The 24,486-nt window shown below is 69.6% G+C and carries 24 protein-coding genes; 20 read left to right on the top strand and 4 right to left on the bottom strand.

What is annotated here, in order from left to right:
- Positions 1 to 210: 210 nt before the first annotated feature.
- The 19 genes from rho to C1N81_RS18175 all read left to right on the top strand — a co-directional run bounded on the left by rho (position 211) and on the right by C1N81_RS18175 (position 19,230).
- The gene (gene rho, locus C1N81_RS18265) at positions 211 to 2,325 is read left to right on the top strand and encodes a transcription termination factor Rho (RefSeq protein ID WP_394430405.1); all 2,115 of its coding nucleotides are present in this window, start codon (positions 211 to 213) and stop codon (positions 2,323 to 2,325) included.
- A gap of 331 nt (positions 2,326 to 2,656) precedes the next feature.
- Positions 2,657 to 3,757 (top strand): LCP family protein, encoded by a 1,101-nt coding sequence (locus C1N81_RS18260; RefSeq protein ID WP_394430403.1) that lies wholly within the window; start codon positions 2,657 to 2,659, stop codon positions 3,755 to 3,757.
- Between the two features lie 144 nt (positions 3,758 to 3,901).
- A complete protein-coding gene (gene rpmE / locus C1N81_RS18255) occupies positions 3,902 to 4,123 on the top strand; it encodes a 50S ribosomal protein L31 (RefSeq protein ID WP_081219441.1) in 222 nt (73 codons plus the stop codon).
- A 123-nt stretch (positions 4,124 to 4,246) separates the two neighbouring features.
- Entirely contained in the window at positions 4,247 to 5,323 is a 1,077-nt protein-coding gene (gene prfA, locus C1N81_RS18250; RefSeq protein ID WP_394430400.1) for a peptide chain release factor 1, read from the top strand.
- Between the two features lie 28 nt (positions 5,324 to 5,351).
- Positions 5,352 to 6,197, top strand: a complete 846-nt coding sequence (gene prmC, locus C1N81_RS18245; protein ID WP_394430398.1) for a peptide chain release factor N(5)-glutamine methyltransferase — start codon at positions 5,352 to 5,354, stop codon at positions 6,195 to 6,197.
- Between the two features lie 101 nt (positions 6,198 to 6,298).
- Complete coding sequence (locus C1N81_RS18240; protein ID WP_361064076.1) at positions 6,299 to 6,946, top strand: L-threonylcarbamoyladenylate synthase; 648 nt, start codon at positions 6,299 to 6,301, stop codon at positions 6,944 to 6,946.
- Entirely contained in the window at positions 6,943 to 7,611 is a 669-nt protein-coding gene (locus C1N81_RS18235; RefSeq protein WP_394430396.1) for an arsenate reductase/protein-tyrosine-phosphatase family protein, read from the top strand. The genes C1N81_RS18240 and C1N81_RS18235 overlap by 4 nt, the downstream gene beginning before the upstream one ends.
- Before the next feature lie 156 nt (positions 7,612 to 7,767).
- The gene (glyA, locus tag C1N81_RS18230; protein ID WP_394430394.1) at positions 7,768 to 9,012 is read left to right on the top strand and encodes a serine hydroxymethyltransferase; all 1,245 of its coding nucleotides are present in this window, start codon (positions 7,768 to 7,770) and stop codon (positions 9,010 to 9,012) included.
- Positions 9,013 to 9,170: 158 nt separating this feature from the next.
- Complete coding sequence (locus tag C1N81_RS18225) at positions 9,171 to 10,490, top strand: MraY family glycosyltransferase (RefSeq protein ID WP_394430392.1); 1,320 nt, start codon at positions 9,171 to 9,173, stop codon at positions 10,488 to 10,490.
- Positions 10,491 to 10,849: 359 nt separating this feature from the next.
- Complete coding sequence (locus tag C1N81_RS18220) at positions 10,850 to 11,287, top strand: hypothetical protein (RefSeq protein ID WP_394430390.1); 438 nt, start codon at positions 10,850 to 10,852, stop codon at positions 11,285 to 11,287.
- A 225-nt stretch (positions 11,288 to 11,512) separates the two neighbouring features.
- Positions 11,513 to 12,334, top strand: a complete 822-nt coding sequence (gene atpB / locus C1N81_RS18215) for a F0F1 ATP synthase subunit A (protein WP_394430388.1) — start codon at positions 11,513 to 11,515, stop codon at positions 12,332 to 12,334.
- Between the two features lie 75 nt (positions 12,335 to 12,409).
- The gene (atpE, locus tag C1N81_RS18210) at positions 12,410 to 12,640 is read left to right on the top strand and encodes an ATP synthase F0 subunit C (RefSeq protein WP_024884520.1); all 231 of its coding nucleotides are present in this window, start codon (positions 12,410 to 12,412) and stop codon (positions 12,638 to 12,640) included.
- Positions 12,641 to 12,682: 42 nt separating this feature from the next.
- The gene (locus C1N81_RS18205; protein WP_394430386.1) at positions 12,683 to 13,237 is read left to right on the top strand and encodes a F0F1 ATP synthase subunit B; all 555 of its coding nucleotides are present in this window, start codon (positions 12,683 to 12,685) and stop codon (positions 13,235 to 13,237) included.
- Between the two features lie 2 nt (positions 13,238 to 13,239).
- A complete protein-coding gene (locus C1N81_RS18200) occupies positions 13,240 to 14,055 on the top strand; it encodes a F0F1 ATP synthase subunit delta (RefSeq protein ID WP_394438035.1) in 816 nt (271 codons plus the stop codon).
- A gap of 115 nt (positions 14,056 to 14,170) precedes the next feature.
- Positions 14,171 to 15,763, top strand: coding sequence for a F0F1 ATP synthase subunit alpha (gene atpA, locus C1N81_RS18195; protein ID WP_394430384.1), 1,593 nt, complete (start codon positions 14,171 to 14,173; stop codon positions 15,761 to 15,763).
- Positions 15,764 to 15,783: 20 nt separating this feature from the next.
- Positions 15,784 to 16,704 (top strand): F0F1 ATP synthase subunit gamma, encoded by a 921-nt coding sequence (locus C1N81_RS18190; protein ID WP_394430382.1) that lies wholly within the window; start codon positions 15,784 to 15,786, stop codon positions 16,702 to 16,704.
- Positions 16,704 to 18,140, top strand: a complete 1,437-nt coding sequence (gene atpD, locus C1N81_RS18185) for a F0F1 ATP synthase subunit beta (protein ID WP_394430380.1) — start codon at positions 16,704 to 16,706, stop codon at positions 18,138 to 18,140. Before C1N81_RS18190 ends, atpD begins: the two co-directional genes overlap by 1 nt.
- Positions 18,141 to 18,253: 113 nt before the next feature.
- Positions 18,254 to 18,625 carry a F0F1 ATP synthase subunit epsilon gene (locus C1N81_RS18180; RefSeq protein WP_394430379.1) on the top strand — a complete coding sequence of 124 codons (372 nt, stop codon included), beginning with the start codon at positions 18,254 to 18,256 and terminating at the stop codon, positions 18,623 to 18,625.
- A 149-nt stretch (positions 18,626 to 18,774) separates the two neighbouring features.
- Complete coding sequence (locus C1N81_RS18175; protein WP_324766348.1) at positions 18,775 to 19,230, top strand: DUF2550 domain-containing protein; 456 nt, start codon at positions 18,775 to 18,777, stop codon at positions 19,228 to 19,230.
- Positions 19,231 to 19,315: 85 nt separating this feature from the next.
- On the opposite strand, the gene C1N81_RS18170 is transcribed toward C1N81_RS18175, so the two are convergent.
- The 3 genes from C1N81_RS18170 to C1N81_RS18160 all read right to left on the bottom strand — a co-directional run bounded on the left by C1N81_RS18170 (position 19,316) and on the right by C1N81_RS18160 (position 23,204).
- On the bottom strand, positions 19,316 to 21,178 hold the full coding sequence (locus C1N81_RS18170; protein WP_394430377.1) for a glycoside hydrolase family 18 chitinase: 1,863 nt from the start codon (positions 21,176 to 21,178) through the stop codon (positions 19,316 to 19,318).
- A 182-nt stretch (positions 21,179 to 21,360) separates the two neighbouring features.
- Positions 21,361 to 22,005 (bottom strand): response regulator, encoded by a 645-nt coding sequence (locus C1N81_RS18165; protein ID WP_394430375.1) that lies wholly within the window; start codon positions 22,003 to 22,005, stop codon positions 21,361 to 21,363.
- Positions 22,002 to 23,204, bottom strand: coding sequence for a sensor histidine kinase (locus C1N81_RS18160; RefSeq protein ID WP_394430373.1), 1,203 nt, complete (start codon positions 23,202 to 23,204; stop codon positions 22,002 to 22,004). Before C1N81_RS18160 ends, C1N81_RS18165 begins: the two co-directional genes overlap by 4 nt.
- Before the next feature lie 161 nt (positions 23,205 to 23,365).
- Here C1N81_RS18160 and C1N81_RS18155 point away from each other — a divergent pair, with 161 nt between their 5' ends.
- Positions 23,366 to 23,908 (top strand): hypothetical protein, encoded by a 543-nt coding sequence (locus C1N81_RS18155; protein WP_394430371.1) that lies wholly within the window; start codon positions 23,366 to 23,368, stop codon positions 23,906 to 23,908.
- Here C1N81_RS18155 and C1N81_RS18150 read toward each other — a convergent pair.
- A complete protein-coding gene (locus C1N81_RS18150) occupies positions 23,905 to 24,477 on the bottom strand; it encodes a cob(I)yrinic acid a,c-diamide adenosyltransferase (RefSeq protein ID WP_394430369.1) in 573 nt (190 codons plus the stop codon). The genes C1N81_RS18155 and C1N81_RS18150 overlap by 4 nt on opposite strands.
- Positions 24,478 to 24,486 lie beyond the last annotated feature (9 nt).

The following is a 24,486-nucleotide window of genomic DNA, read 5'->3' as shown; positions in this document are numbered from 1 at the left end:
GCGAGCATGCTCCGGAACCGGTGTGACCGAACCGCGTGACACAGAAATCAAGTGCACCCGCGGAATCGCGAATCGCCGTCACCAATGAATTCTTCCGCCTCATCGGCGGACAACCGCCCCGGCACGGTCCGTAACTGCAGGACCACCGCCGGACAGCACGACCGGTCGCCGAGCCAGAAGGCCGACGTCCGCTCCAGGGAAGGACCCTTCGTGAGCGACACCACCGATCTGATGGGCGTGACTGCCGACAGCTCCGCTGCCGCGCCCGCCGCATCCGCAGGGGATGCGTCCGCTGCGCCTGCCACCGGTGCTTCGGGCTCCCGGCGGCGCCGCGGTACCGGCCTCGACGGCATGGTGCTGGCCGAGCTGCAGCAGGTCGCATCGGGCCTCGGCATCAGGGGCACCGCGCGGATGCGCAAGAGCCAGCTGATCGAGGTCATCAAGGAGGCGCAGGCCGGGGGCGGTGCCCCCGCGAAGAGCGCCGACACCGCCGAGACCAAGCCGAAGCGCCGGGCCACCTCGAAGGCCCGTACCGGCGAGGAGTCCGCGGCCGACGCCGCGCAGGCCAAGGCGGACGCCAAGGCGGAGAAGGCCGAGGCCCCCGACAGCGGCGCGGCCAAGGCGAAGAAGGCCGCCGGCCAGCAGCAGATCGACATTCCGGGGCAGGGTGCCGGGGACGAGCAGCCGGCCGGTGAGCGCCGCCGTCGCCGCGCCACCGCCGACGCGGGCAGCCCGGAGACCGTCACCGCCGAGGCGCAGGCCGCGACGAAGACGGACCAGCGCCCCGAGAAGGCCGACAAGGGCGACAAGCAGGACGGCGCCGACAACGGCCGGAACGACGGCGGCCAGGACGGCGGCAACGAGAACCGCCGTGACCGGCGCGACCGCCGTGACCGTGGCGACCGGAACGACCGTGGTGACCGCGGTGACCGTGGTGGCCGCGACCGCGACCGCCGCGGCAAGGGCGACGACCAGGGCGGCCAGGGCGGCCAGGGCAACAAGGACCGTCAGCAGCAGGGCGGCGGCCGCCAGGACCGCGACCGGAACAACGGCCCGCAGGACGACGGCTACGACGACGACGGCGGTGGCCGTCGCGGCCGCCGGGGCCGCTACCGCGACCGCCGTGGCCGCCGCGGCCGCGACGAGCAGGGCTTCGGCAACGAGCCGCAGGTCTCCGAGGACGACGTCCTGATCCCCGTCGCGGGCATCCTCGACATCCTCGACAACTACGCCTTCATCCGTACGTCGGGCTACCTCCCCGGCCCCAACGACGTCTACGTCTCCCTCGCCCAGGTCCGCAAGAACGGCCTGCGCAAGGGTGACCACGTCACCGGTGCCGTGCGCCAGCCCAAGGACGGCGAGCGCCGCGAGAAGTTCAACGCGCTGGTGCGCCTGGACTCGGCGAACGGCATGGCGGCCGAGTCCGGCCGCGGCCGCCCCGAGTTCAACAAGCTCACCCCGCTGTACCCGCAGGACCGGCTCCGCCTGGAGACCGACCCGGGTGTGCTCACGACCCGCATCATCGACCTCGTCGCCCCCATCGGTAAGGGCCAGCGCGGTCTGATCGTGGCCCCGCCGAAGACCGGCAAGACCATGATCATGCAGGCGATCGCCAACGCGATCACGCACAACAACCCCGAGTGCCACCTGATGGTCGTCCTCGTCGACGAGCGTCCGGAAGAGGTCACCGACATGCAGCGGTCGGTGAAGGGCGAGGTCATCTCCTCGACCTTCGACCGCCCCGCCGAGGACCACACCACGGTCGCCGAGCTCGCCATCGAGCGCGCGAAGCGCCTGGTGGAGCTGGGCCACGACGTCGTCGTGCTGCTCGACTCGATCACCCGTCTGGGCCGCGCGTACAACCTCGCCGCCCCGGCCTCGGGCCGCATCCTGTCCGGTGGTGTCGACTCGACCGCCCTGTACCCGCCGAAGCGCTTCTTCGGTGCCGCGCGCAACATCGAGGACGGCGGCTCGCTGACCATCCTCGCCACCGCGCTCGTGGACACCGGGTCCCGCATGGACGAGGTCATCTTCGAGGAGTTCAAGGGCACGGGCAACGCGGAGCTGAAGCTCGACCGCAAGCTCGCCGACAAGCGCATCTTCCCCGCGGTGGACGTCGACGCGTCCGGTACCCGTAAGGAAGAGATCCTGCTCGGCAGCGACGAGCTGGCGATCACCTGGAAGCTGCGCCGTGTGCTGCACGCGCTCGACCAGCAGCAGGCGATCGAGCTGCTTCTCGACAAGATGAAGCAGACGAAGTCGAACGCGGAGTTCCTGCTGCAGATCCAGAAGACGACGCCGGCGCCGGGCAACGGCAACGACTGACGTTCTTCCCCGGAGAACCGCAGGACCGCACAACCGCAAGGGCTGGGCCCCGTCGCAGAACGCGACGGGGCCCAGCCCTTTTCCCGTGCGTTCTCCCGCGTGCCGGAGACCTTCACCACAGGCATAAGAATGCGCGGCCTCTGTGAGACATGCGGCGCGTGGGCACAAAAGTGCTGGTGAGAGCGGTTGCTGGAGGCATCGTTCGTGACTCTGCGTGGCGCTCGCGCCCCGCCGCGGGCTCAGAACGCTGTGCAACCCTTCAGGGCGGTCCGCCGTCACACCGAGTGAGCCGCGAAGCGGGCGAGAAGCAGTCGAAGCGAACGAGGAGCACATGCCGGACAGTGACAGCACGCCCGGGCGCCGTCGCGCCAAGGGCCGCCGCCGCAAACCGCGCTCCGGCCGGTCCAGGGCCCTGCGCGTCGTGGCGTGGAGCGCGGCGGGCGTCGCCGTCCTCGGCGGCACCGGCTGCGGCTACCTGTATCTCCACCTCAACGGCAACATCAAGAGCGTCGACATCAACCAGGCGCTCGGCACCGACCGGCCCGACAACGTCGACAACGGCTCGCAGGACATCCTCGTCCTCGGCTCCGACAGCAGGGCCGGCAAGAACAAGAAGGCCGGCGGCGGCATCGACGACGGCAGCGCCCGCTCGGACACCGCGATGGTCGTCCACGTCTACAAGGGGCACAAGAAGGCGAGCATCGTCTCCATCCCCCGGGACACCCTCATAGAGCGGCCGGCCTGCACCGACAAGAACGGCACCGAGCACCCGGCGCAGAGCGGCGTCATGTTCAACTCCGCCTACTCGACCGGCGGCGCCGCCTGCGCCGTCAAGACCGTCGAGTCGATCAGCGGAATCCGCATGGACCACTACGTCGAGGTCGACTTCAGCGGCTTCGAGCAGCTGATCGACGACCTGGGCGGCGTCGAGGTCACCACGCGCAAGGCGATCGACGACCCCGACAGCCACCTCTCACTCGACGCGGGCACCCACCAGCTCACCGGCGAGCAGTCGCTCGGCCTCGTCCGCACCCGGCACGGCGTCGGCGACGGCAGCGACCTCGGCCGCATCCAGCTCCAGCAGGCGTTCATGAAGGCGCTGATGGACCAGATCAAGCACGTCGGCGTCTTCGGCAACCCCAAGAAGCTCTACAACCTCGCGAACACCGCCACGAAGTCCGTGACCACCGACTCGGACCTGGCCTCGGTCAAGGACCTGACGTCGTTCGCGGGCGGCCTCAAGGGCATCGGCTCCGGCGACATGAACATGGTGACGCTGCCGGTCCAGTACGACACCGCCGACGCCAACCGCGTCCTCGTCGACCAGACCAAGGCCGACCAGGTCTGGAAGGCCCTGAAGGCCGACAGAAACGTTCCTCGTACGGCCGTCGAGGGCACCGCCAAGGGCGCCGCGGACGGCGTCGTCGGCTGACCCGCGGGCCCGCTGGAATAGATCCGGGCCCACCCCCGTTTTGGGAGATACGAACAGTCCTGGCAGACTGGTACGTCGGCTCCGGTTCACGCTCCCGCAATCCGCGTCAGCGACCCGGCGCCCTCCCGAACCTAGGAGACACCCTTGAAGCGCGACATTCACCCCGAGTACGTCGAGACCCAGGTCAGCTGCACCTGCGGCGCGTCGTTCACCACTCGCAGCACCATCGACTCCGGCACCATCCGTGCCGAGGTCTGCTCCGAGTGCCACCCGTTCTACACGGGCAAGCAGAAGATCCTCGACACCGGTGGCCGTGTGGCCCGCTTCGAGGCCCGCTTCGGCAAGGCTGCCGCTGCCAACAAGTAGCGAGGCTTCAGCGCCGGTCTCCGGTGCCCCGATCGCAGGGGCACCGGGACCGGCGCTTTGCGGTGCAGCCCCCTTCTTGTGTCGGGAAACGACACAGCCACCCCGTACACGCAGGAGCCGGAGATGTTCGAGGCCGTCGAGGACCTCATCGGCGAACACGCCGATCTGGAGAAGAAGCTCGCGGACCCCTCGGTCCACGCCGACCAGGCCAACGCGCGCAAGCTGAACAAGCGCTACGCGGAGCTCACCCCGATCGTCGCGACGTACCGCTCCTGGAAGCAGACGGGCGACGACATCGAGACCGCCCGCGAGCTGAGCGCCGATGACCCGGACTTCGCCGCCGAGGTCAAGGACCTGGAGAAGCAGCGCGAGGAGATCACCGAGAAGCTGCGCCTTCTCCTGGTGCCCCGCGACCCGTCCGACGACAAGGACGTCATCCTCGAGGTCAAGGCCGGCGCGGGCGGCGACGAGTCCGCCCTGTTCGCCGGCGACCTGCTGCGCATGTACCTGCGCTACGCCGAGCGCGTCGGCTGGAAGACCGAGATCATCGACGCCACCGAGTCCGAGCTGGGCGGCTACAAGGACGTCCAGGTCGCCGTGAAGACCAAGGGCGGCAACGGCGCGACCGAGCCCGGGCAGGGCGTCTGGGCCCGCCTGAAGTACGAGGGCGGCGTGCACCGTGTGCAGCGCGTCCCGGCGACCGAGTCGCAGGGCCGCATCCACACCTCCGCGGCCGGTGTCCTGGTCACGCCCGAGGCCGAGGAGGTCGACGTCGAGATCAACATGAACGATCTGCGCATCGACGTCTACCGCTCCTCCGGGCCCGGCGGCCAGTCCGTCAACACCACCGACTCCGCCGTGCGCATCACGCACATCCCCACCGGCGTCGTCGCCTCCTGCCAGAACGAGAAGAGCCAGCTGCAGAACAAGGAGCAGGCCATGCGTATCCTGCGCTCCAGGCTCCTCGCCGCGGCTCAGGAGAAGGCCGAGGCCGAGGCGGCCGACGCCCGCCGCAGCCAGGTCCGCACCGTCGACCGCTCCGAGAAGATCCGCACGTACAACTATCCGGAGAACCGCATCTCGGACCACCGCGTCGGCTTCAAGGCGTACAACTTGGACCAGGTGCTCGACGGTGACCTCGACGCCGTGATCCAGGCGTGCGTCGACGCGGACTCGGCAGCCAAGCTCGCCGCCGCATAACTCTTGTAGACCAGCTCGGAGGACCAGCGTGAACCTGCTGCTCGCGGAAGTGGCCCAGGCCACCCGGCGGCTGGCCGACGCCGGCGTGCCCTCGCCGCGCAACGACGCGGAGGAGCTCGCCGCCTTCGTGCACGGCGTGAAGCGGGGCGAGCTGCACACCGTCAAGGACGCCGACTTCGACGCCCGCTACTGGGAGGCGACCGCGCGCCGCGAGGCCCGCGAACCGCTCCAGCACATCACCGGACGCGCCTACTTCCGCTACCTGGAGCTCCAGGTCGGACCCGGCGTCTTCGTGCCGCGCCCGGAGACCGAGTCGGTCGTCGGCTGGGCCATAGACGCCGTCCGGGCGATGGACGTCGTCGAACCGCTCATCGTCGACCTGTGCACCGGCTCCGGCGCCATCGCGCTCGCGCTCGCCCAGGAGGTCCCGCGCTCGCGCGTGCACGCCGTGGAGCTGTCCGAGGACGCCCTCCAGTGGACGCGGAAGAACGTCGAGGGGTCCAGGGTCGACCTGCGCCAGGGAGACGCTCTGACGGCCTTCCCGGACCTCGACGGCCAGGTCGACCTCGTCGTCTCCAACCCGCCGTACATCCCGCTCACCGAATGGGAGTACGTGGCCCCCGAGGCCCGCGACTACGACCCGGACATGGCGTTGTTCTCCGGCGAGGACGGGCTCGACCTGATCCGCGGCATCGAGCGCACCGCCCACCGGCTCCTGCGCCCCGGCGGCGTCGTCGTCATCGAGCACGCCGACACCCAGGGCGGCCTGGTGCCGTGGATCTTCACCGAGGAGCGGGGCTGGGCGGACGCCGCCGACCACCCCGACCTGAACAACCGGCCGAGGTTCGCGACCGCCCGCAAGGCGATGCCGTGACCTCCTCCTTCTTCTCCGCACCCGCGGTACAGGCAACAGCACCACAGGCAGCAGCACTACAGGCAGCAGCAGTAGAGGCATTCGAGCAGGAGGCCCGCTAAATGGCACGGCGTTACGACACCAATGACGCGACCGACCGCGCGACCGGTCTGCGCGAAGCCGCGTCCGCCGTCCGCCGCGGCGAACTCGTCGTGCTGCCCACCGACACCGTCTACGGGATCGGCGCCGACGCGTTCACCGCCGAGGCGGTCGGCGACCTCCTGGAGGCCAAGGGCCGCGGCCGCAACATGCCGAGCCCCGTCCTCATCGGCTCCCCGAACACCCTGCACGGCCTCGTCACGGACTTCTCCGAGATGGCCTGGGAACTGGTCGACGCCTTCTGGCCGGGCGCCCTGACGATCGTCGCCAAGCACCAGCCGTCCCTCCAGTGGGACCTGGGGGAGACCCGCGGCACCGTCGCCGTCCGGATGCCGCTGCACCCGGTCGCCATCGAGCTGCTCACCGAGGTCGGCCCGATGGCCGTCTCCTCCGCCAACCTGACCGGCCACCGCGCCCCCGAGGACTGCGACGCCGCCCAGGAGATGCTCGGCGACTCCGTCTCCGTCTACCTCGACGGCGGCCCCACCCCGGGCATCGTCCCCTCCTCGATCGTCGACGTCACCGGCAAGGTCCCGGTGCTGCTGCGGGCCGGCGCGCTCTCCGCCGACGAACTGCGCAAGGTCGTACCCGACCTCGAGGTGGCGAATTGACAGCCCCTGAGACGGGGCGTGGCATAGGCACCGACTACGGAGCGCCGCACGCGCTTCCCGGCGACTCCTTCCGCATCCTCCACGTCAGCACCGGCAACGTGTGCCGCTCACCGATCACCGAGCGGCTGACCCGGCACGCCCTCGCGGACCGGCTCGGCGACCCGCTGGCCGGCGGCCTCATCGTGGAGAGCGCGGGCACCTGGGGCCACGAGGGCGCCCCGATGGAGGCCAACGCCGAAGCGGTCCTCGCCGAGCTCGGCGCGGACGCCTCCGGCTTCGTCGGCCGCGAACTCCTCGACGACCACGTCATAAGAGCCGACCTCGTCCTCACGGCGACCCGCGACCACCGCGCCCAGGTCATCTCCATGGGCCACAGCGCGGGCCTGCGCACCTTCACGCTGAAGGAGTTCACCCGCCTCGTCCAGGCCATAGACCCGGCCACGCTGCCCGACCCGCTCGACACCAAGGCGGGCGGCGTCGTCGAGCGCGCCCGCTCCCTGGTCCGCGCCGCGGCGGCGCTGCGCGGCTGGCTCCTGGCCCCGAGCGTCGAGGCGGACGAGGTGTACGACCCGTACGGGGCACCACTGCCGTTCTTCCGCTCGGTGGGCGGGGAGATCAGCGAGGCGCTGGATCCGGTGGTACGAGCCCTGACGGGCGTGAAGTAGCCCGAACCGTTCAAGCTCCGCCGGCACGAACAGGCCCCTCCGGCGATCGAGGAGCGGGGTCCGGGGCGGAGCCCCGTGACGGCGCCCCCAGGCGCCCCGAGCCCTCCGGACCTACATTGGGTAGCACCCCTCCCATACGCAGGCCCGGAGCCGACCATGCCGGTCACCACTGATCCCGCACCCCTGGCGGAGCTGACGCGTCAAGACCCAGAACTGGCCGAACTGATCGCCGGCGAGACGGCCCGCCAAGCGGACTCCCTCCAGCTCATCGCCGCGGAGAACTTCGTCAGCCCCGCGGTCCTGGAGGCACTCGGCTCAGCCCTGGCCAACAAGTACGCGGAGGGCTACCCCGGCGCCCGCCACCACGGCGGCTGCGAACTCGTCGACGTGGCCGAACGCCTGGCGATCGAGCGCGCGAAAGCCCTGTTCGGCGCCGAGCACGCCAACGTGCAGGCGCATTCGGGCTCCTCCGCCGTCCTCGCCGCGTACGCGGTCCTGCTGCGCCCCGGCGACACCGTCCTCGCCATGGGCCTGCCGTCCGGCGGCCACCTCACGCACGGCTCCCCGGCCAACTTCTCCGGCCGCTGGTTCGACTTCGTGCCGTACGGGGTCGACCCCGAGAGCGGCCTCATCGACTACGAACGGGTGCACCACACGGCCCGCGCGCACCGCCCCAAGGTCATCGTGTGCGGTTCGATCTCCTACCCCCGCCACATCGACTACGCGGCCTTCCGCGCCATCGCCGACGACGTGGGCGCGAGCCTCGTCGCGGACGCCGCGCACCCCATCGGGCTCGTCGCCGGGGGAGCGGCCCCGAACCCGGTCCCGTACGCCGACATCGTCTGCGCGACCACGCACAAGGTGCTGCGGGGCCCGCGCGGCGGCATGCTGCTGTGCCGCGGCGAGCTGGCGGACCGGGTGGACCGGGCCGTCTTCCCGTTCACGCAGGGCGGCGCCCAGATGCACACGATCGCCGCGAAGGCCGTCGCGTTCGGCGAGGCGGCGGCGCCGGCCTTCACCGCGTACGCGCATCAGGTCGTCGCCAACGCGAAGGCGCTGGCCGGGGCGCTGGCGGCCGCGGGCTTCACGGTGACCACAGGCGGCACGGACACCCATATCGTGACCCTGGACCCGGCACCGCACGGCGTACTGGGCCAGTTGGCCCGCGGCCGTCTGGCCTCCGCCGGCATGGTCCTCGACACCTGCGCCCTGCCGCACGGGGACGGCCGCGGCCTGCGCCTCGGCACCGCCGCGCTCACCACACAGGGCATGGGCGAGGCGGAGATGGCGCTGATCGCGGAGTTGCTCGCGGGCGTCGTGCGGGGCGTTCTCGACCCGGGCGCGGCCCGCGCCGAGGTGCGTGAACTGGCCGCGGCGTTCCCCCCGTACCCCGGCCGATGACCGGCGGGCGGGCGGCCGAAACCGTCCGTGCCCGGCCACCGTGGCGTCACCGGTGCGTCACTCGTGCAACCATCGTCGCTACCCGGAAGTCCCCACCACTAAGCACGCGAGACTAGGGTGTGGGGCTGAGATGGCCAGCGATACCTGTGGGGAAGCCCGTGCGTGAATACCTGCTGACGCTCTGCATCACGGCCGCGGTGACCTATCTGCTCACAGGCCCGGTGCGGAAGTTCGCGATCGTGGCCGGCGCGATGCCGGAGATCCGGGCGCGTGACGTGCACCGGGAACCCACGCCGCGCCTCGGCGGTATCGCCATGTTCTTCGGCCTGTGCGCGGGGCTCCTGGTCGCCGATCACCTGACGAATCTGGACAAGGTCTTCGACTCGTCGAACGAGCCGCGGGCGCTGCTCTCCGGAGCCGCGCTGATCTGGCTGATCGGCGTCCTGGACGACAAGTTCGAGATCGACGCGCTGATCAAGCTCGGCGGCCAGATGATCGCCGCGGGCGTCATGGTCATGCAGGGTCTGACGATCCTGTGGCTGCCGATCCCCGGCGTCGGCACCGTCGGTCTGACCCAGTGGCAGGGCACGCTCCTGACCGTCGCCCTGGTGGTCATCACGATCAACGCGGTGAACTTCGTCGACGGCCTCGACGGGCTCGCGGCGGGCATGGTCTGCATCGCCGCGGCGGCGTTCTTCCTGTACGCCTACCGCATCTGGTACGGCTACGGGATCGAGGCCGCCGCCCCCGCCACGCTCTTCGCGGCGATCCTGATGGGCATGTGCCTCGGCTTCCTGCCGCACAACATGCACCCCGCGCGCATCTTCATGGGCGACTCGGGTTCCATGCTCATCGGCCTGGTCCTGGCCGCGGGCGCGATCTCCATGACGGGGCAGATCGACCCGGACGCCCTGAAGCTGAACCTCGGCGGCTCCACCCGTGACACCACACACGCGATGCTCCCGGTCTTCATCCCGCTGGTGATGCCGCTGACGATCATCGCGATCCCGTTCGCCGACCTGGTCCTCGCGATCGTGCGCCGCACGTGGAACGGGCAGTCGCCGTTCGCCGCCGACCGCGGCCACCTCCACCACCGTCTGCTCGAGATCGGCCACTCCCACAGCCGCGCGGTCCTGATCATGTACTTCTGGTCGGCGCTCATCGCCTTCGGCGCGGTCGCCTACTCCGTCCACTCCGCATCCGGGATGTGGGTCGTCCTGACGATCGTGGCCCTGAGCTTCGTCGGCCTGATCCTGCTCCTGCTGCCCCGCTTCACCCCGAGGGTGCCGCGCTGGGCGCAGCGGGTGGTGCCACCGCGCTACCGGCGCCGCAAGACGTCCGGCGAGGCCCCTGAGACCGCCGAGACGCCCACCGGCGACGAGGAGCGCACCCCGGTCCCGGCAGGCTTCAACGGAGCCACGGCGATCGGCGCCCGCGCCCGCTTCACGGACCACACCAAGGACAAGACCTTCAGCTGAGGCCGGGCCCCTGTCTTTCCGCGCGCGTCAACTTGAGGCCGTCGTGCGAGTGCCCGAGTTGTCGACTGCCGACGATCGGTCAGCCGCACGGTGCCCGATCGCGGCGTTCAAAATGGTCCATTACAGGATGAGTTGGCGTTGTGGGCGCGCAGACGCGCAGGTTCCCTCTCACGTGTGACGGTTGGCACACGTCCTAGGTAAAGACCGCATCAAATAGTTTGTGATACCGTTCACGAAACCCGGGGATAGAGCCGAAAGACCGTAGTGCGACGGTCCCTTGGCCCGAATCTCTTACTCGGCCCCGGACTACGCTCGTCCATGACGACACCCTGCCCCCATCAATAAGCGGAGCTGCCGCCATGCCGTCCAACGACGCACGGACCCTTCTCAAAATCGCCGTACCCACGGCTGCCGTAGGCGTGATCACCATCGTGGTCAGCGCCGCGGTCGCGGGCGGCAAGGGGGCCCTCGGCGCGCTCGTCGGAACGCTGGTGGCGATCGTCTTCATGGGGCTGGGGCTCGTCGTTCTCGAGCGCACCGCCAAGTCTCTTCCGCACCTGTTCCAGATGATGGGCCTGATGCTCTACGCGGCCCAGTTGCTGCTGATGGTCGTCTTCATGGCCCTCTTCAAGGACACGACGCTGTTCAACCCGAGGGCCTTCGCGATCGCCCTCGTCGTCTCGACCCTCGCGTGGATCGGCGCTCAGACGCGCGCCCACATGAAGGCCAAGATCCTTTACGTCGAGCCCGACTCCCAGAAGGGCGAGAAGCCCGAGAAGACGGGGCCGAAGTCGTGAAGCGTAGGGGCGGGATAAGTGGGGGTTCACGACCCTGCTATCGTCCGGTGCCAACTGCGGCATCGCGGGCGCGGGCAACTGAGCTGACGCCTGCTGTAGCGCGAGGCTCGATGCCCGACCGCCGCCCCCACATCCGAACCACCAGTCCCGTGCCGAACCGCGGCTGCGCGCCGCGCCGACACAACGAGGTTGCCGTACCTATGCGCCACGCTGAAGGAGCCCGCGGTGAGTGCTGACCCGACGCAGGTGCTCGCCTTCGAGACCGACTGTCACATCTTTGATGGGTGTGGATTCCCGGCTCCCGGCCTGCACTCGTTCCTGTTCGAGCCCCTGTGGGGCGACGCGGACAGCAACATGTACTTCAACAAGCCGATGCTGCTGGCGCTGCTCGGCTCGCTCATCATCGTCGGCTTCTTCTGGGCAGCCTTCGGCAAGCCGAAGATGATCCCCGGCAAGCTGCAGATGGTCGCGGAGGCGGGTTACGACTTCATCCGGCGTGGCGTCGTCTACGAAACGATCGGCAAGAAGGAGGGCGAGAAGTATGTACCGCTCATCGTCTCGCTGTTCTTCTTCGTCTGGATGATGAACCTCTGGTCGATCATCCCGGTCGCCCAGTTCCCGGTCACTTCGATCATCGCTTACCCGGCCGTACTCGCCGTAATCGTCTACATCCTCTGGGTGTCGCTGACGTTCAAGCGCCACGGGTTCGTCGGGTTCTTCAAGAACGTCACCGGCTACGACAAGTCGCTGGGCGCGGTGCTGCCGCTGGCCATGGTCATCGAGTTCTTCTCGAACCTGCTGGTCCGCCCCTTCACGCACGCCGTCCGACTCTTCGCGAACATGTTCGCCGGACACACCCTGCTGCTGCTCTTCACGATCGCCAGCTGGTACCTGCTGAACGGCATCGGCATCGCCTACGCCGGCGTCAGCTTCATCATGACCTTGGTGATGACCGCGTTCGAGCTGTTCATCCAGGCACTTCAGGCCTACGTGTTCGTCCTGCTGACGTGCACCTACATCCAGGGCGCGCTCGCCGAGCACCACTGAGCGCCGCTCAACCACACCCCCTCAGACGTCCGGTGGCCAACCCCCACCGGTTCGCACAGAAAAGGAAGAACTGGCATGTCCCAGACCCTTGCCGCTGTTTCCGGTTCGCTCGGCTCCATCGGTTACGGCCTCGCTGCCATCGGCCCCGGCGTCGGCGTCGGCATCATCTTCGGTAACGGCACGCAGGCCCTGGCCCGTCAGCCCGAGGCGGCCGGCCTCATCCGCGCCAACCAGATCCTCGGCTTCGCCTTCTGTGAGGCGCTCGCCCTGATCGGTCTGGTCATGCCGTTCGTCTACGGCAAGTAATTCGCGGACTTACGAACCGCCGACTAGACGAAAGGCACTGAAATGAGCCAGCTGCTCACGATCGCGGCCGAGGAGATGGAGAATCCCCTCGTCCCGCCGATCCCCGAGCTTGTCATCGGCCTGATCGCCTTCGTCATCGTCTTCGGCTTCCTCGCCAAGAAGCTTCTCCCGAACATCAACAAGGTTCTGGAAGAGCGTCGCGAGGCCATCGAAGGCGGTATCGAGAAGGCCGAGGCCGCTCAGACCGAAGCCCAGAGCGTCCTCGAGCAGTACAAGGCTCAGCTCGCCGAGGCCCGGCACGAGGCCGCGCGGCTGCGCCAGGAGGCGCAGGAGCAGGGCGCCACGCTCATCGCCGAGATGCGTGCGGAAGGCCAGCGGCAGCGTGAGGAGATCATCGCCGCCGGTCACGCGCAGATCGAGGCCGACCGCAAGGCCGCCGCTCAGGCGCTGCGTCAGGACGTCGGCCAGCTGGCCACCGACCTGGCCGGCAAGCTCGTCGGCGAGTCCCTCGAGGACCACGCCCGGCAGTCGCGCACGATCGACCGCTTCCTCGACGGGCTCGACGACGCCGCGACGAAGGCAGAGGCTGCTCGATGACCGTGCACGGAGCGAGCCGCGAGGCCCTCGCCGCCGCGCATGAGCGTCTGGACGCGCTGACCGACTCCACGTCGGTCGACGCCACGGCGCTCGCCGGCGACCTGGCCGCGGTCACCGCGCTGCTCGACCGCGAGGTGTCGCTGCGCCGGGTCCTCACCGACCCGTCGCAGGCCGGTGACGCCAAGGCCGAGCTTGCGGGCCGTCTGCTCGGCGGCCAGGTCAGCGGCGAGGCCGTCGACCTGGTGGCCGGTCTGGTCCGCTCCCGGTGGTCGTCCTCGCGTGACCTGGTCGACTCCCTGGAGGAGCTGGCGAACACCGCGGACCTGACCGCGGCGCAGAAGAGCGGTGACCTCGACGACGTCGAGGACGAGCTGTTCCGGTTCGGCCGGATCGTCGGCTCGAACGCCGCGCTCCGCTCCGCGCTCACGGACCGCACCGCGTCGGCCGCCGCCCGCGGCACCCTCGTCAAGGAGCTGCTCGGCGGCCGGGCCCGGCCCACCACCGAGCGCCTCGTCGAGCGTCTTGTGACCGCGCCGCGGGGACGTAGCCTGGAAGCGGGACTCGAGTCCCTCTCCAAGCTCGCCGCCGAGCGCCGGGAGCGCATGGTGGCCGTCGTCACCACGGCGGTCCCGCTGAGCGACCTGCAGAAGCAGCGTCTGGGCCAGTCCCTGGCGCGGCTCTACGGCCGCCAGATGCACCTGAACCTGGACGTGGACCCCTCGGTCCTCGGCGGGATCAAGGTGCAGGTGGGCGACGAGGTCATCAACGGCTCCATCGCGGACCGCATCGAGGAGGCCAGCCGCCGTATGGCCGGCTGACACCTCAACCACGTACTACCTACGGCCCTAGTTGGGCCGTGCAGAGGATTCCTGGGGGCTGACCCCAGACCCCCCAAGAACACTTCGGGCCCAACAAGGAGAGCAGGGAACCCAGATGGCGGAGCTCACGATCCGGCCGGAGGAGATCCGGGACGCGCTGGAGAACTTTGTCCAGGCGTACAAGCCGGACGCGGCCTCGCGCGAGGAGGTCGGTACGGTCACCGTGGCCGGCGACGGCATTGCCAAGGTGGAGGGTCTCCCCTCGGCCATGGCGAACGAGCTGCTGAAGTTCGAGGACGGCACCCTGGGTCTCGCCCTCAACCTCGAGGAGCGCGAGATCGGTGCGGTCGTCCTCGGCGAGTTCAGCGGCATCGAGGAGGGCCAGCCGGTGCACCGCACCGGTGAGGTGCTCTCGGTCGCCGTCGGCGAAGGCTACCTGGGTCGCGTCGTCGACCCGCTCGGCAACCCGGTCGACGGCCTCGGCGACATCGAGACGTCCGGCCGCCGCGCCCTCGAGCTGCAGGCCCCCACGGTCATGCAGCGCAAGTCGGTGCACGAGCCGATGGAGACCGGCTACAAGGCCGTCGACGCGATGACCCCGATCGGCCGTGGCCAGCGTCAGCTGGTCATCGGCGACCGTCAGACCGGCAAGACCGCTCTGGCCGTCGACACGATCATCAACCAGCGTGACAACTGGCGCTCCGGCGACCCGAAGAAGCAGGTCCGCTGCGTCTACGTCGCCATCGGCCAGAAGGGCTCCACCATCGCCTCCGTGCGCGGTGCCCTCGAAGAGGCCGGCGCGCTCGAGTACACGACCATCGTCGCCGCCCCGGCGTCCGACCCGGCCGGCTTCAAGTACCTGGCGCCGTACACCGGTTCGGCCATCGGCCAGCAGTGGATGTACGAGGGCAAGCACGTCCTCATCATCTTCGACGACCTCTCGAAGCAGGCCGACGCCTACCGCGCCGTGTCCCTGCTGCTCCGCCGTCCGCCGGGGCGCGAGGCGTACCCGGGTGACGTCTTCTACCTGCACTCGCGTCTGCTCGAGCGCTGCGCGAAGCTCTCGGACGACCTGGGCGCCGGTTCGATGACGGGTCTGCCGATCGTCGAGACGAAGGCCAACGACGTCTCCGCGTTCATCCCGACCAACGTCATCTCCATCACCGACGGCCAGTGCTTCCTGGAGTCGGACCTGTTCAACGCCGGTCAGCGCCCCGCGCTGAACGTCGGTATCTCCGTCTCCCGAGTCGGTGGTTCCGCGCAGCACAAGGCGATGAAGCAGGTCTCCGGCCGTCTGCGTCTGGACCTGGCCCAGTACCGCGAGCTGGAGGCGTTCGCCGCCTTCGGTTCCGACCTGGACGCCGCGTCGAAGGCGCAGCTGGAGCGCGGTCAGCGCCTGGTCGAGCTGCTGAAGCAGGCTCAGTACCAGCCGATGCCGACCGAGGACCAGGTCGTCTCCGTGTGGGCCGGTACCACCGGCAAGATGGACGACGTGCCGGTCGCCGACGTGCGCCGCTTCGAGAAGGAGCTCCTCGAGTACCTGCACCGCAAGGAGCAGGGCCTCATGACCTCCATCAAGGAGGGCGGCAAGATGTCGGACGACACCCTCACGGCCGTCGCCGACGCCATCGCGGAGTTCAAGAAGCAGTTCGAGACCTCGGACGGGAAGCTTCTCGGCGAGGACGCTCCGGCCGCCGCCGGCAAGTGACGACGGAAGGGACCTGACTCATGGGAGCCCAGCTCCGGGTCTACAAGCGTCGCATCCGATCCGTCACAGCGACCAAGAAGATCACCAAGGCGATGGAGATGATCGCCGCCTCGCGTGTCGTCAAGGCGCAGCGCAAGGTGGCGGCCTCCACGCCGTACGCGACCGAGCTCACGCGCGCGGTCACGGCGGTCGGCACCGGCTCGAACACCAAGCACCCGCTGACCACCGAGGCGGAGACGGCGACCCGTTCCGCGGTGCTGCTCCTCACGAGCGACCGCGGTCTGGCCGGCGCCTTCAACTCCAACGCGATCAAGGCCGCGGAGCAGCTGACGGAGCGGCTCCGGGCCGAGGGCAAGGAGGTCGACACCTACATCGTCGGCCGCCGTGGTCTGGCCCACTACAACTTCCGCGAGCGCAAGGTCGCGGAGTCGTGGTCGGGTTTCACCGATGAGCCCACGTACGCGGACGCCAAGACGGTGGCGGGCCCGCTGATCGAGGCCATCGAGAAGGACACGGCGGAGGGCGGCGTGGACGAACTCCACATCGTCTACACCGAGTTCGTCTCGATGATGACGCAGTCGGCGGTCGACAGCCGCCTGCTGCCGCTCAGCCTCGAAGAGGTGGCGCAGGAGTCGTCGTCGAAGGGCGACGAGATCCTGCCGCTGTACGACTTCGAGCCGTCGGCGGAGGACGTCCTCGACGCCCTGCTGCCGCGCTACGTCGAGAGCCGTATCTACAACGCGATGCTCCAGTCGGCCGCTTCCAAGCACGCCGCCACGCGCCGCGCGATGAAGTCGGCGACCGACAACGCGGGAGACTTGATCAACACGCTCTCCCGACTTGCCAACGCGGCCCGCCAGGCCGAAATCACCCAGGAAATCAGCGAGATCGTCGGTGGCTCTGCAGCCCTGGCCGACGCGACCGCGGGGAGTGACAAGTAATGACGACCACTGTTGAGACGGCCGCTGCCACGGGCCGCGTCGCCCGGGTCATCGGCCCGGTCGTCGACGTGGAGTTCCCCGTCGACGCGATGCCGGACATCTACAACGCCCTGCACGTCGAGGTCGCCGACCCGGCGCAGGACGGCGCGAAGAAGACGCTGACCCTGGAAGTCGCCCAGCACCTGGGTGACGGCCTGGTCCGCGCGATCTCGATGCAGCCCACCGACGGTCTGGTCCGCCAGGCCACGGTGGTCGACACCGGCTCCTCCATCTCGGTGCCGGTCGGCGACTTCACCAAGGGCAAGGTGTTCAACACCCTCGGCGAGGTCCTGAACGTCGACGAGCAGTACACCGGTGAGCGCTGGGGCATCCACCGCAAGGCGCCGAACTTCGACGAGCTCGAGTCGAAGACCGAGATGTTCGAGACCGGCGTCAAGGTCATCGACCTTCTCACCCCGTACGTCAAGGGTGGAAAGATCGGCCTGTTCGGTGGTGCCGGCGTCGGCAAGACGGTGCTCATCCAGGAGATGATCTACCGCGTCGCCAACAACCACGACGGTGTCTCCGTGTTCGCCGGTGTCGGTGAGCGCACCCGTGAGGGCAACGACCTCATCGAGGAGATGGCCGAGTCCGGCGTCATCGACAAGACGGCGCTTGTCTTCGGTCAGATGGACGAGCCGCCGGGCACCCGTCTGCGCGTGGCCCTCGCGGGTCTGACCATGGCGGAGTACTTCCGCGATGTGCAGAAGCAGGACGTGCTGTTCTTCATCGACAACATCTTCCGCTTCACGCAGGCCGGTTCCGAGGTCTCCACGCTGCTCGGCCGTATGCCGTCCGCCGTGGGTTACCAGCCGAACCTGGCCGACGAGATGGGTCTCCTCCAGGAGCGCATCACCTCGACCCGTGGTCACTCGATCACGTCCATGCAGGCGATCTACGTGCCCGCGGACGACCTGACCGACCCGGCCCCGGCCACCACGTTCGCCCACCTCGACGCGACGACGGTGCTCTCCCGTCCGATCTCGGAGAAGGGCATCTACCCGGCCGTGGACCCGCTGGACTCGACGTCCCGCATCCTCGACCCGCGGTACATCGCGGCGGACCACTACAACACCGCGATGCGCGTCAAGAACGTCCTGCAGAAGTACAAGGACCTTCAGGACATCATCGCGATCCTCGGTATCGACGAGCTGGGCGAGGAGGACAAGCTCACCGTCCACCGCGCCCGTCGCGTGGAGCGCTTCCTGTCCCAGAACACCCACGTCGCCAAGCAGTTCACCGGCGTCGACGGTTCGGACGTCCCGCTGGACGAGTCGATCGCGGCCTTCAACGCGATCATCGACGGTGAGTACGACCACTTCCCGGAGCAGGCGTTCTTCCTCTGCGGTGGCATCGAGGACCTCAAGGCCAACGCCAAGGACCTCGGCGTCTCCTGACCCGTGGTTCGCAGGAGGGCCGGGTCCGTTCCCGGCCCTCCCGCAACGCCCACTAGACTTTGACCCAACACCCGGCAGCGAGCGTTGCCGGGTGGTGACCCGAGGAGCCCACCTTGGCTGCTGAGCTGCACGTCGAGCTCGTCGCCGCGGACCGCAGTGTCTGGTCCGGCGAGGCCACCCTGGTCGTCGCGCGTACCACGTCCGGCGACATCGGCGTCATGCCCGGTCACCAGCCGCTGCTCGGTGTGCTGGAGTCGGGCCCGGTGACGATCCGTACGACCGAGGGGGGAACGGTCGTGGCAGCTGTCCACGGCGGTTTCATCTCGTTCGCGGACAACAAGCTGTCGCTGCTGGCCGAGATCGCCGAGCTGTCGGACGAGATCGATGTCCAGCGGGCGGAGCGGGCGCTGGAGCGCGCGAAGTCGGACGCGGACGCGTCCGCCGAGCGTCGTGCCGACGTCCGACTGCGTGCGGTGGCCCGCTGACCCCAGCGAGCCCGTAGACGCGACTCAGCCGCGGCCAGGACCGGAGATACGCTCTCCGGACCGGGTCGCGGCTGAGGGCATCTACACCTGTTTTTGCTGTTCCGTTATCTGGCGTTTGGATCTGTCGAGAAGCGAGGAGGTCGGTGCAGATGGTCCTCGTTCTCGTGCTGTGCGTAGTCGCGGTCGTCGTACTCGTACTGCTGGGGCTCTTTGTCTTCGGACTGCGGCGCCGGCTGATCCAGCGCTCGGGCGGCACGTTCGACTGCTCCCTGCGGTGGGACGCGCCGGGCCCCGACGCCGAGGACACCTCCGGCAAGGGCTGGGGCTACGGCATCGCCCGCTACAACGGTGACCGGATCGAGTGGTTCCGCGTCTTCTCGTACGCGCCCCGTCCCAAGCGCATTCTTGAGCGCGCGGCGATCGAGGTCACCGGCCGTCGCGCCCCGGAGGGCGAGGAGGAGCTGGCGCTGCTGTCCGACGCCATCGTCCTCGCCTGCACGCACCGGGGAACCCGGCTCGAACTCGCGATGAGCGAGGACGCGCTGACCGGTTTCCTGGCGTGGCTGGAGGCGGCGCCGCCCGGGCAACGGGTGAACGTGGCCTGACGGCCACCTTCGGACATGGAAGAAGCCGAGCTGGTGGGGGGCGTTCCCACCAGCCCGGCTTCGGTCTTTTGCAGCCCCGGCCGTGCTACTTCAGGCCGGAGTCGATCGCGCTGACGAGCTCACCGTTGGACGTGTCACCGGAGAACTCCCAGAAGAAGGCGCCGCCGAGACCCTGCGTCTTGGCCCAGCTCATCTTCGACTTGATCGTCGCGGGGGTGTCGTACGACCACCAGTCGGAGCCGCAGTGCGCGTACGCCGTCCCGGCGATCGTGCCGTTCGAGGGGCACTTGGTCTTGAGGACCTTGTAGTCCTCGATGCCCTGCTCGTACGTACCGGCGGCGGGACCCGTGGCGGTGCCGCCCGGCGCGTCCTGCGTGACGCCGGTCCAGCCGCGCCCGTAGAAGCCGATGCCGAGCAGGAGCTTGGACGCGGGGACGCCCTGGGCCTTGAGCTTGGCGATGGCGTCCGCGGAGGTGAAGCCCTGCTGCGGGATGCCGGAGTACGAGGTGAGCGGGGAGTGCGGGGCCGTCGGACCCTTGGCGTCCCAGGCGCCGAAGAAGTCGTAGGTCATGACGTTGTACCAGTCGAGGGACTGGGCGGCGCCCGCGTAGTCCGTCTTCTCGATCTTGCCGCCGGCCGAGCCGTCAGCGGTGATCGCGGCGGTGACCAGGTTCTTCGTGCCGAACTTGGCGCGCAGGGCCGAGGTGAGCCCCTTCAGCGCGGCGGGCCCGGAGGTGTCGCAGGTCAGGCCGCAGGCGTTCGGGTACTCCCAGTCGATGTCGATGCCGTCGAAGACATCGGCCCAGCGCGGGTCCTCGACCAGGTTGTAGCAGGACTCGGCGAACGCGGCCGGGTTCTTCGCGGCCTCACCGAAGCCGCCGGACCAGGTCCAGCCGCCGAAGGACCACAGGATCTTGAGGTTCGGGTGCTTGGCCTTCAGCTGGCGGAGCTGGTTGAAGGCGCCGCGCAGCGGCTGGTCCCAGGTGTCGGCCTGGCCGGAGACGGAGTTGGCCGCGGTGTAGGCCATGTCCGTGTCGGCGTAGGCGTCGCCCATGGTGCACTTGCCGCCCTGGACGTTGCCGAAGGCGTAGTTGATGTGCGTGATCTTCGCGGCGGAGCCGGAGGTCTCCAGGTTCGTCGGGTAGTACTGGCGGCCGTAGACGCCCCAGTCGGTGAAGTACCCGAGGTTGACCTTGCCGCCGGTGCCCGGGTTGCCCGGGTCGGTGCCGCCGCCAGTGGTGTGGACCTTCACGGCGCCGGAGACCGGGCCCGTCTGGTCGGCGGTGTCGCGCGCCTGGACCGTGTACGAGTAGTCGGTGCCCGCGGTGAGGCCGCTGTCGGTGTACGTGGTGCCGGTCACCGTGGCGACCTTGGCGCCGTCGCGCAGGACGTCGTAGTTCTTGACGCCCTTGTCGTCGGTCGCGGCCGACCAGGACAGCTTCACCGAGGTGTCGGTGATGGAGGAGGCGGTGGGGGTGCCGGGCGCGGAGGGAGCCGCGTCGCCGGGCACGTCGCCGCCGTCACAGGAGCCGCCGTTGAGCTTGCAGCCGCTGGGGGCGCCGGTGCCGGAGCCGTTGAAGCCGAAGGAGATGGAGGCGCCCGGTGCGAGGGTGCCGTTCCAGGAGAGGTTCTTGGCGGTCCAGTGGTTCGCGGAGTTGGTGACGGTGGCGTCCCACGCCGAGGTCACCTTCGTGCCGGACGGGTAGTCCCACTCGACGGTCCATGAACTGATGCTCGAAGAGCCGGAGTTCTTGATGGTCCACTTGCCCTCGAAGCCGCTGCCCCAGTCCTGGGTCTTGGCGAACGTGGCGGTGACCGCGCTCGCCTCGGCGGCGGCCTGGGACGGGGTGGCGAGTCCGACCAGCGCGGCCGCGGGCAGCAGCAGGGTGGTCAGGGCCGCGGTGGTGCGGTGCCGAAGTCTTCGTCGGGGTACGTCACTTGAGCGCATTGCTGGCTCCTCGGGTGTTCCTGGGTTCGCTATGACGGGGGACGGAACCCTGCGACGCCCGTGAGCACCGGAGTGGGGGGTGTGCTCACCGCAGTGCGGCGAGAATAGAAAGGTCTGGACCAGCGGTCAAGGTCTAAACCAATTACAGCTTTCGGCCAACCTGCCGGACACCTCTCGAACCTCTACAGACCCAACTCCTGCGCGAGCACCGCCGCTTGCACCCGGCTGCGCAGCCCCAGCTTGCCCAGCAGGCGGCTGACGTGCGTCTTCACGGTGGCCTCCGCCATGTTCAGACGCAGCGCGATCTCCGCGTTCGAGAGCCCTTCGCCGAGCCGCCCGAGCACTTCGCGCTCCCGACGTGTCAGCGTCTCCAGCTCCGGGGGAGCGGCGGGCGGTTCGGCCCGCGCGGCGCCCGTCGCGAACTCCGTGATGAGGCGGCGGGTCACGGCCGGCGCGATGAGACCCTCGCCGCGCGCCACGGTTCGCACCCCCTCGATCAGATCCTTCGCGTCGGTGTTCTTCAGCAGGAACCCGGCCGCGCCCGCGCGCAGCGCCCCGAAGACGTACGCGTCGTGGTCGAACGTGGTCAGGACCAGGACGTCGGCGAGCCCCTCGCCGACGACCGCGCGGGTGGCCGAAACACCGTCGAGGCGCGGCATCTGCACGTCCATGAGCACCAGGTCGGGGCGGAGCGCGCGGGCCCGGTCCACGGCCTCCTGGCCGTCCGCCGCCTCTCCGACGACCTCGATGTCGGGGGCGCTGTTCAGGATGAGGACGAGCCCGGCGCGCACCGCCGTCTGGTCCTCGGCGACGAGTACTCGGATCACGCGGACTCTCCTTCGGGGGCGGGGTTCTCCAGCGGCAGCACGGCCTTCACCCGCCAGACCTTGCCCCCGTCGGGGAGGCTCTCGGGACCCGCCGCGAAGACGCCGCCGAGCAGCGCCGTCCGCTCGCGCATACCGACGAGCCCGGCGCCCGAACCGGGGGCGCGCGGGCCGTCCCGGTCCCCGTACGGGCTGCTCACGCACACCTCGACCCGCTCGTCGCCCCGGCGCTCGACCACGACCGTGACCCGGCCCGCCGAGGCGTGCTTGAGCGCGTTGGTGAGGGACTCCTGGACGATGCGGTAGGCGGCGAGCCCGACGGGCGCGGGCAGCCCTTCGGTCGAGCCGGTCAGGGTGAGGGTGACATCGAGCCCGTTCGCCCTGGCCTGCTCCACGAGCGCGCCGAGGCCGTCGAGGGTGGGCGCGGCGGCGGGCTCCGTGTCGCCGCTGTCGCCGCTGTCGTCGCGCAGGATGCCGATGAGGCGGCGCATTTCGGCCAGCCCGTCGACGCTGTTCTCGCGGATCGTCTCCAGGGCGGTGCGGGTCGTGGCGGGTTCGTCGATGGAGAGCGCGGCCGTGGAGTGGATGGCGATGGCCGAGAGGTGGTTCGCCACCATGTCGTGCAGCTCGCGGGCCATCCGCGCGCGCTCCGCCGTGACCGCCTGCGCCCGGTCCATCTCGGCGAGCAGCGCGGTCTGTTCGGCGCGCAGGCGTTCCTCGGCGGCGCGGTCGCGGTGGTTGCGGACGAGAACGCCGGTCGCCGCGGGCCCGAACGCGACGAGGCCGGTCGCCACGCCCACCAGGACCGCCTCCGGCTCGCGCCACCAGGCCAGGAAGCCGAGGGTCGCGGCCACGGTGACCAGGCCGGTGGAGACGGGCAGGCGGCGGGCCATGGCCGGGGTGCCGTAGAGCGCCGCCGCGTACATCACGTCCGTGAACATCAGGACCGTCGCCAGGCTGCCCTGGGTGAACTGGTCCGCGACCAGGACGAGGGTGCCCGCGACCACGGCGAACTGCGGCCGCGTCCGGCGCAGCAGCTCCAGGGCGGACATCAGGACGAGCGGGACCAGCAGCCACGCGCCGTTCAGCAGCCGCCCGGGGTTCATCCCGAGCCCGATGCCCCACAGGGCGAGACCGCCGAGCAGACCCACGGCGGCGATACGGACGTCGTCGCGGTGCGGGCGGGGCGGCGGCAGGTGCATGACCCCATCCAACACGGGCGGCGCGGGCCGGGCACGGTGCCGCGGGACGAGGTGCGGGGCCCGCCCGTACATCGAAGGATGCAGTCGCACTTCGTCACCGGAGACGACGATCACGGGCCGGGGCGCGGCGAGCCTTGAAGGCGGACGAGAGGAGATCCGCCGTGGTCGTCACGCTGATCATCATCTGTGAGGCCGGCTTCTGGGTGCTGCTGGCCGCCGGTCTCGCGCTGCGCTACTGGGCACGGATGCCGCGCGCGAGCGTCGCGGTGCTGCTGTGCGAGCCGCTCCTCGAAGTGCTCCTGCTCGTCGTCACCGCCGTCGACCTGAGGAACGGCGCCGAGCCCGACTGGAAGCACGGCCTCGCCGCGGTCTACATCGGCTACTCCGTCGCGCTCGGCCACTCCACGGTCAAGTGGGTCGACGTCCGCGTCGCCCACCGCTTCGCGGGCGGCCCGCCTCCGTCGACCCCGAAGTACGGCACCGCGCGCGCCCTGCGCGAATGGCGCGTCGCCGGCCTGTGGACCCTGGCCTCGCTGATCGCCCTGGGCCTGCTGCAGGGCGCGATCTGGTACGTCGGCGAGGACGGCTCGACCAGCTCACTCGAAGCCTGGCAGCAGAGGATGCTGGTCGTGATCGCCATCAACGTGATCATCGCGGTGAGCTACACGGTGTTCCCGAAGAAGAAGCCCGTCGACGCCGCCTAACGTTCCCCGCCCGGCACCCACAGCACGTCCCCGACCTCCTTGTTCGCGACCCGCGCCAGGATGAACAGGAGGTCGGAGAGGCGGTTGAGGTAGGTGGCCGTCAGGGGGTTCATCGTCTCGCCGTGGACTTCGAGCGCCGCCCATGTGGAGCGCTCGGCCCGGCGCACCACCGTGCACGCCTGGTGCAGGAGGGCCGCGCCGGGCGTGCCGCCGGGCAGGATGAACGAGCGCAGCTTCTCGAGCTCGGCGTTGAAGCGGTCGCAGTCCGCCTCCAGCTTGTCGACGTAGAACTGCTCGACGCGCAGCGGCGGGTACTCGGGGTTCTCGACGACCGGTGTCGACAGGTCGGCGCCGACGTCGAACAGGTCGTTCTGGACGCGGGTGAGGACCTTGACGACCTCCTCGTCGAGGCCGCCGAGCGCGATGGCGGTGCCGAGCACGGCATTGGCCTCGTTGGCGTCCGCGTACGCCGAGATCCGCAGATCCGTCTTGGCGGTGCGGCTCATGTCGCCGAGGGCGGTGGTGCCCTTGTCTCCGGTACGGGTGTAGATGCGCGTCAGATTGACCATCCGGCCAGC

The sequence above is a fragment of the Streptomyces sp. SGAir0957 genome (assembly GCF_043523415.1).
Note: the sequence above shows the minus strand (reverse complement) of the source record. Positions and strands in the feature narration are given on the sequence as shown.

Coding starts and splice junctions, on each gene's coding strand:
- atpE (WP_024884520.1), top strand. CDS start 12,410: ATGTCCCAGACCCTTGCCGCTGTTTCCGGTTCGCTCGGCTCCATCGGT.
- atpD (WP_394430380.1), top strand. CDS start 16,704: ATGACGACCACTGTTGAGACGGCCGCTGCCACGGGCCGCGTCGCCCGG.
- atpA (WP_394430384.1), top strand. CDS start 14,171: ATGGCGGAGCTCACGATCCGGCCGGAGGAGATCCGGGACGCGCTGGAG.
- glyA (WP_394430394.1), top strand. CDS start 7,768: ATGCCGGTCACCACTGATCCCGCACCCCTGGCGGAGCTGACGCGTCAA.
- C1N81_RS18240 (WP_361064076.1), top strand. CDS start 6,299: ATGGCACGGCGTTACGACACCAATGACGCGACCGACCGCGCGACCGGT.
- C1N81_RS18190 (WP_394430382.1), top strand. CDS start 15,784: ATGGGAGCCCAGCTCCGGGTCTACAAGCGTCGCATCCGATCCGTCACA.
- C1N81_RS18175 (WP_324766348.1), top strand. CDS start 18,775: ATGGTCCTCGTTCTCGTGCTGTGCGTAGTCGCGGTCGTCGTACTCGTA.
- C1N81_RS18160 (WP_394430373.1), bottom strand. CDS start 23,204: ATGCACCTGCCGCCGCCCCGCCCGCACCGCGACGACGTCCGTATCGCC.
- C1N81_RS18150 (WP_394430369.1), bottom strand. CDS start 24,477: ATGGTCAATCTGACGCGCATCTACACCCGTACCGGAGACAAGGGCACC.
- C1N81_RS18170 (WP_394430377.1), bottom strand. CDS start 21,178: ATGCGCTCAAGTGACGTACCCCGACGAAGACTTCGGCACCGCACCACC.
- C1N81_RS18205 (WP_394430386.1), top strand. CDS start 12,683: ATGAGCCAGCTGCTCACGATCGCGGCCGAGGAGATGGAGAATCCCCTC.
- C1N81_RS18260 (WP_394430403.1), top strand. CDS start 2,657: ATGCCGGACAGTGACAGCACGCCCGGGCGCCGTCGCGCCAAGGGCCGC.
- prfA (WP_394430400.1), top strand. CDS start 4,247: ATGTTCGAGGCCGTCGAGGACCTCATCGGCGAACACGCCGATCTGGAG.
- C1N81_RS18220 (WP_394430390.1), top strand. CDS start 10,850: ATGCCGTCCAACGACGCACGGACCCTTCTCAAAATCGCCGTACCCACG.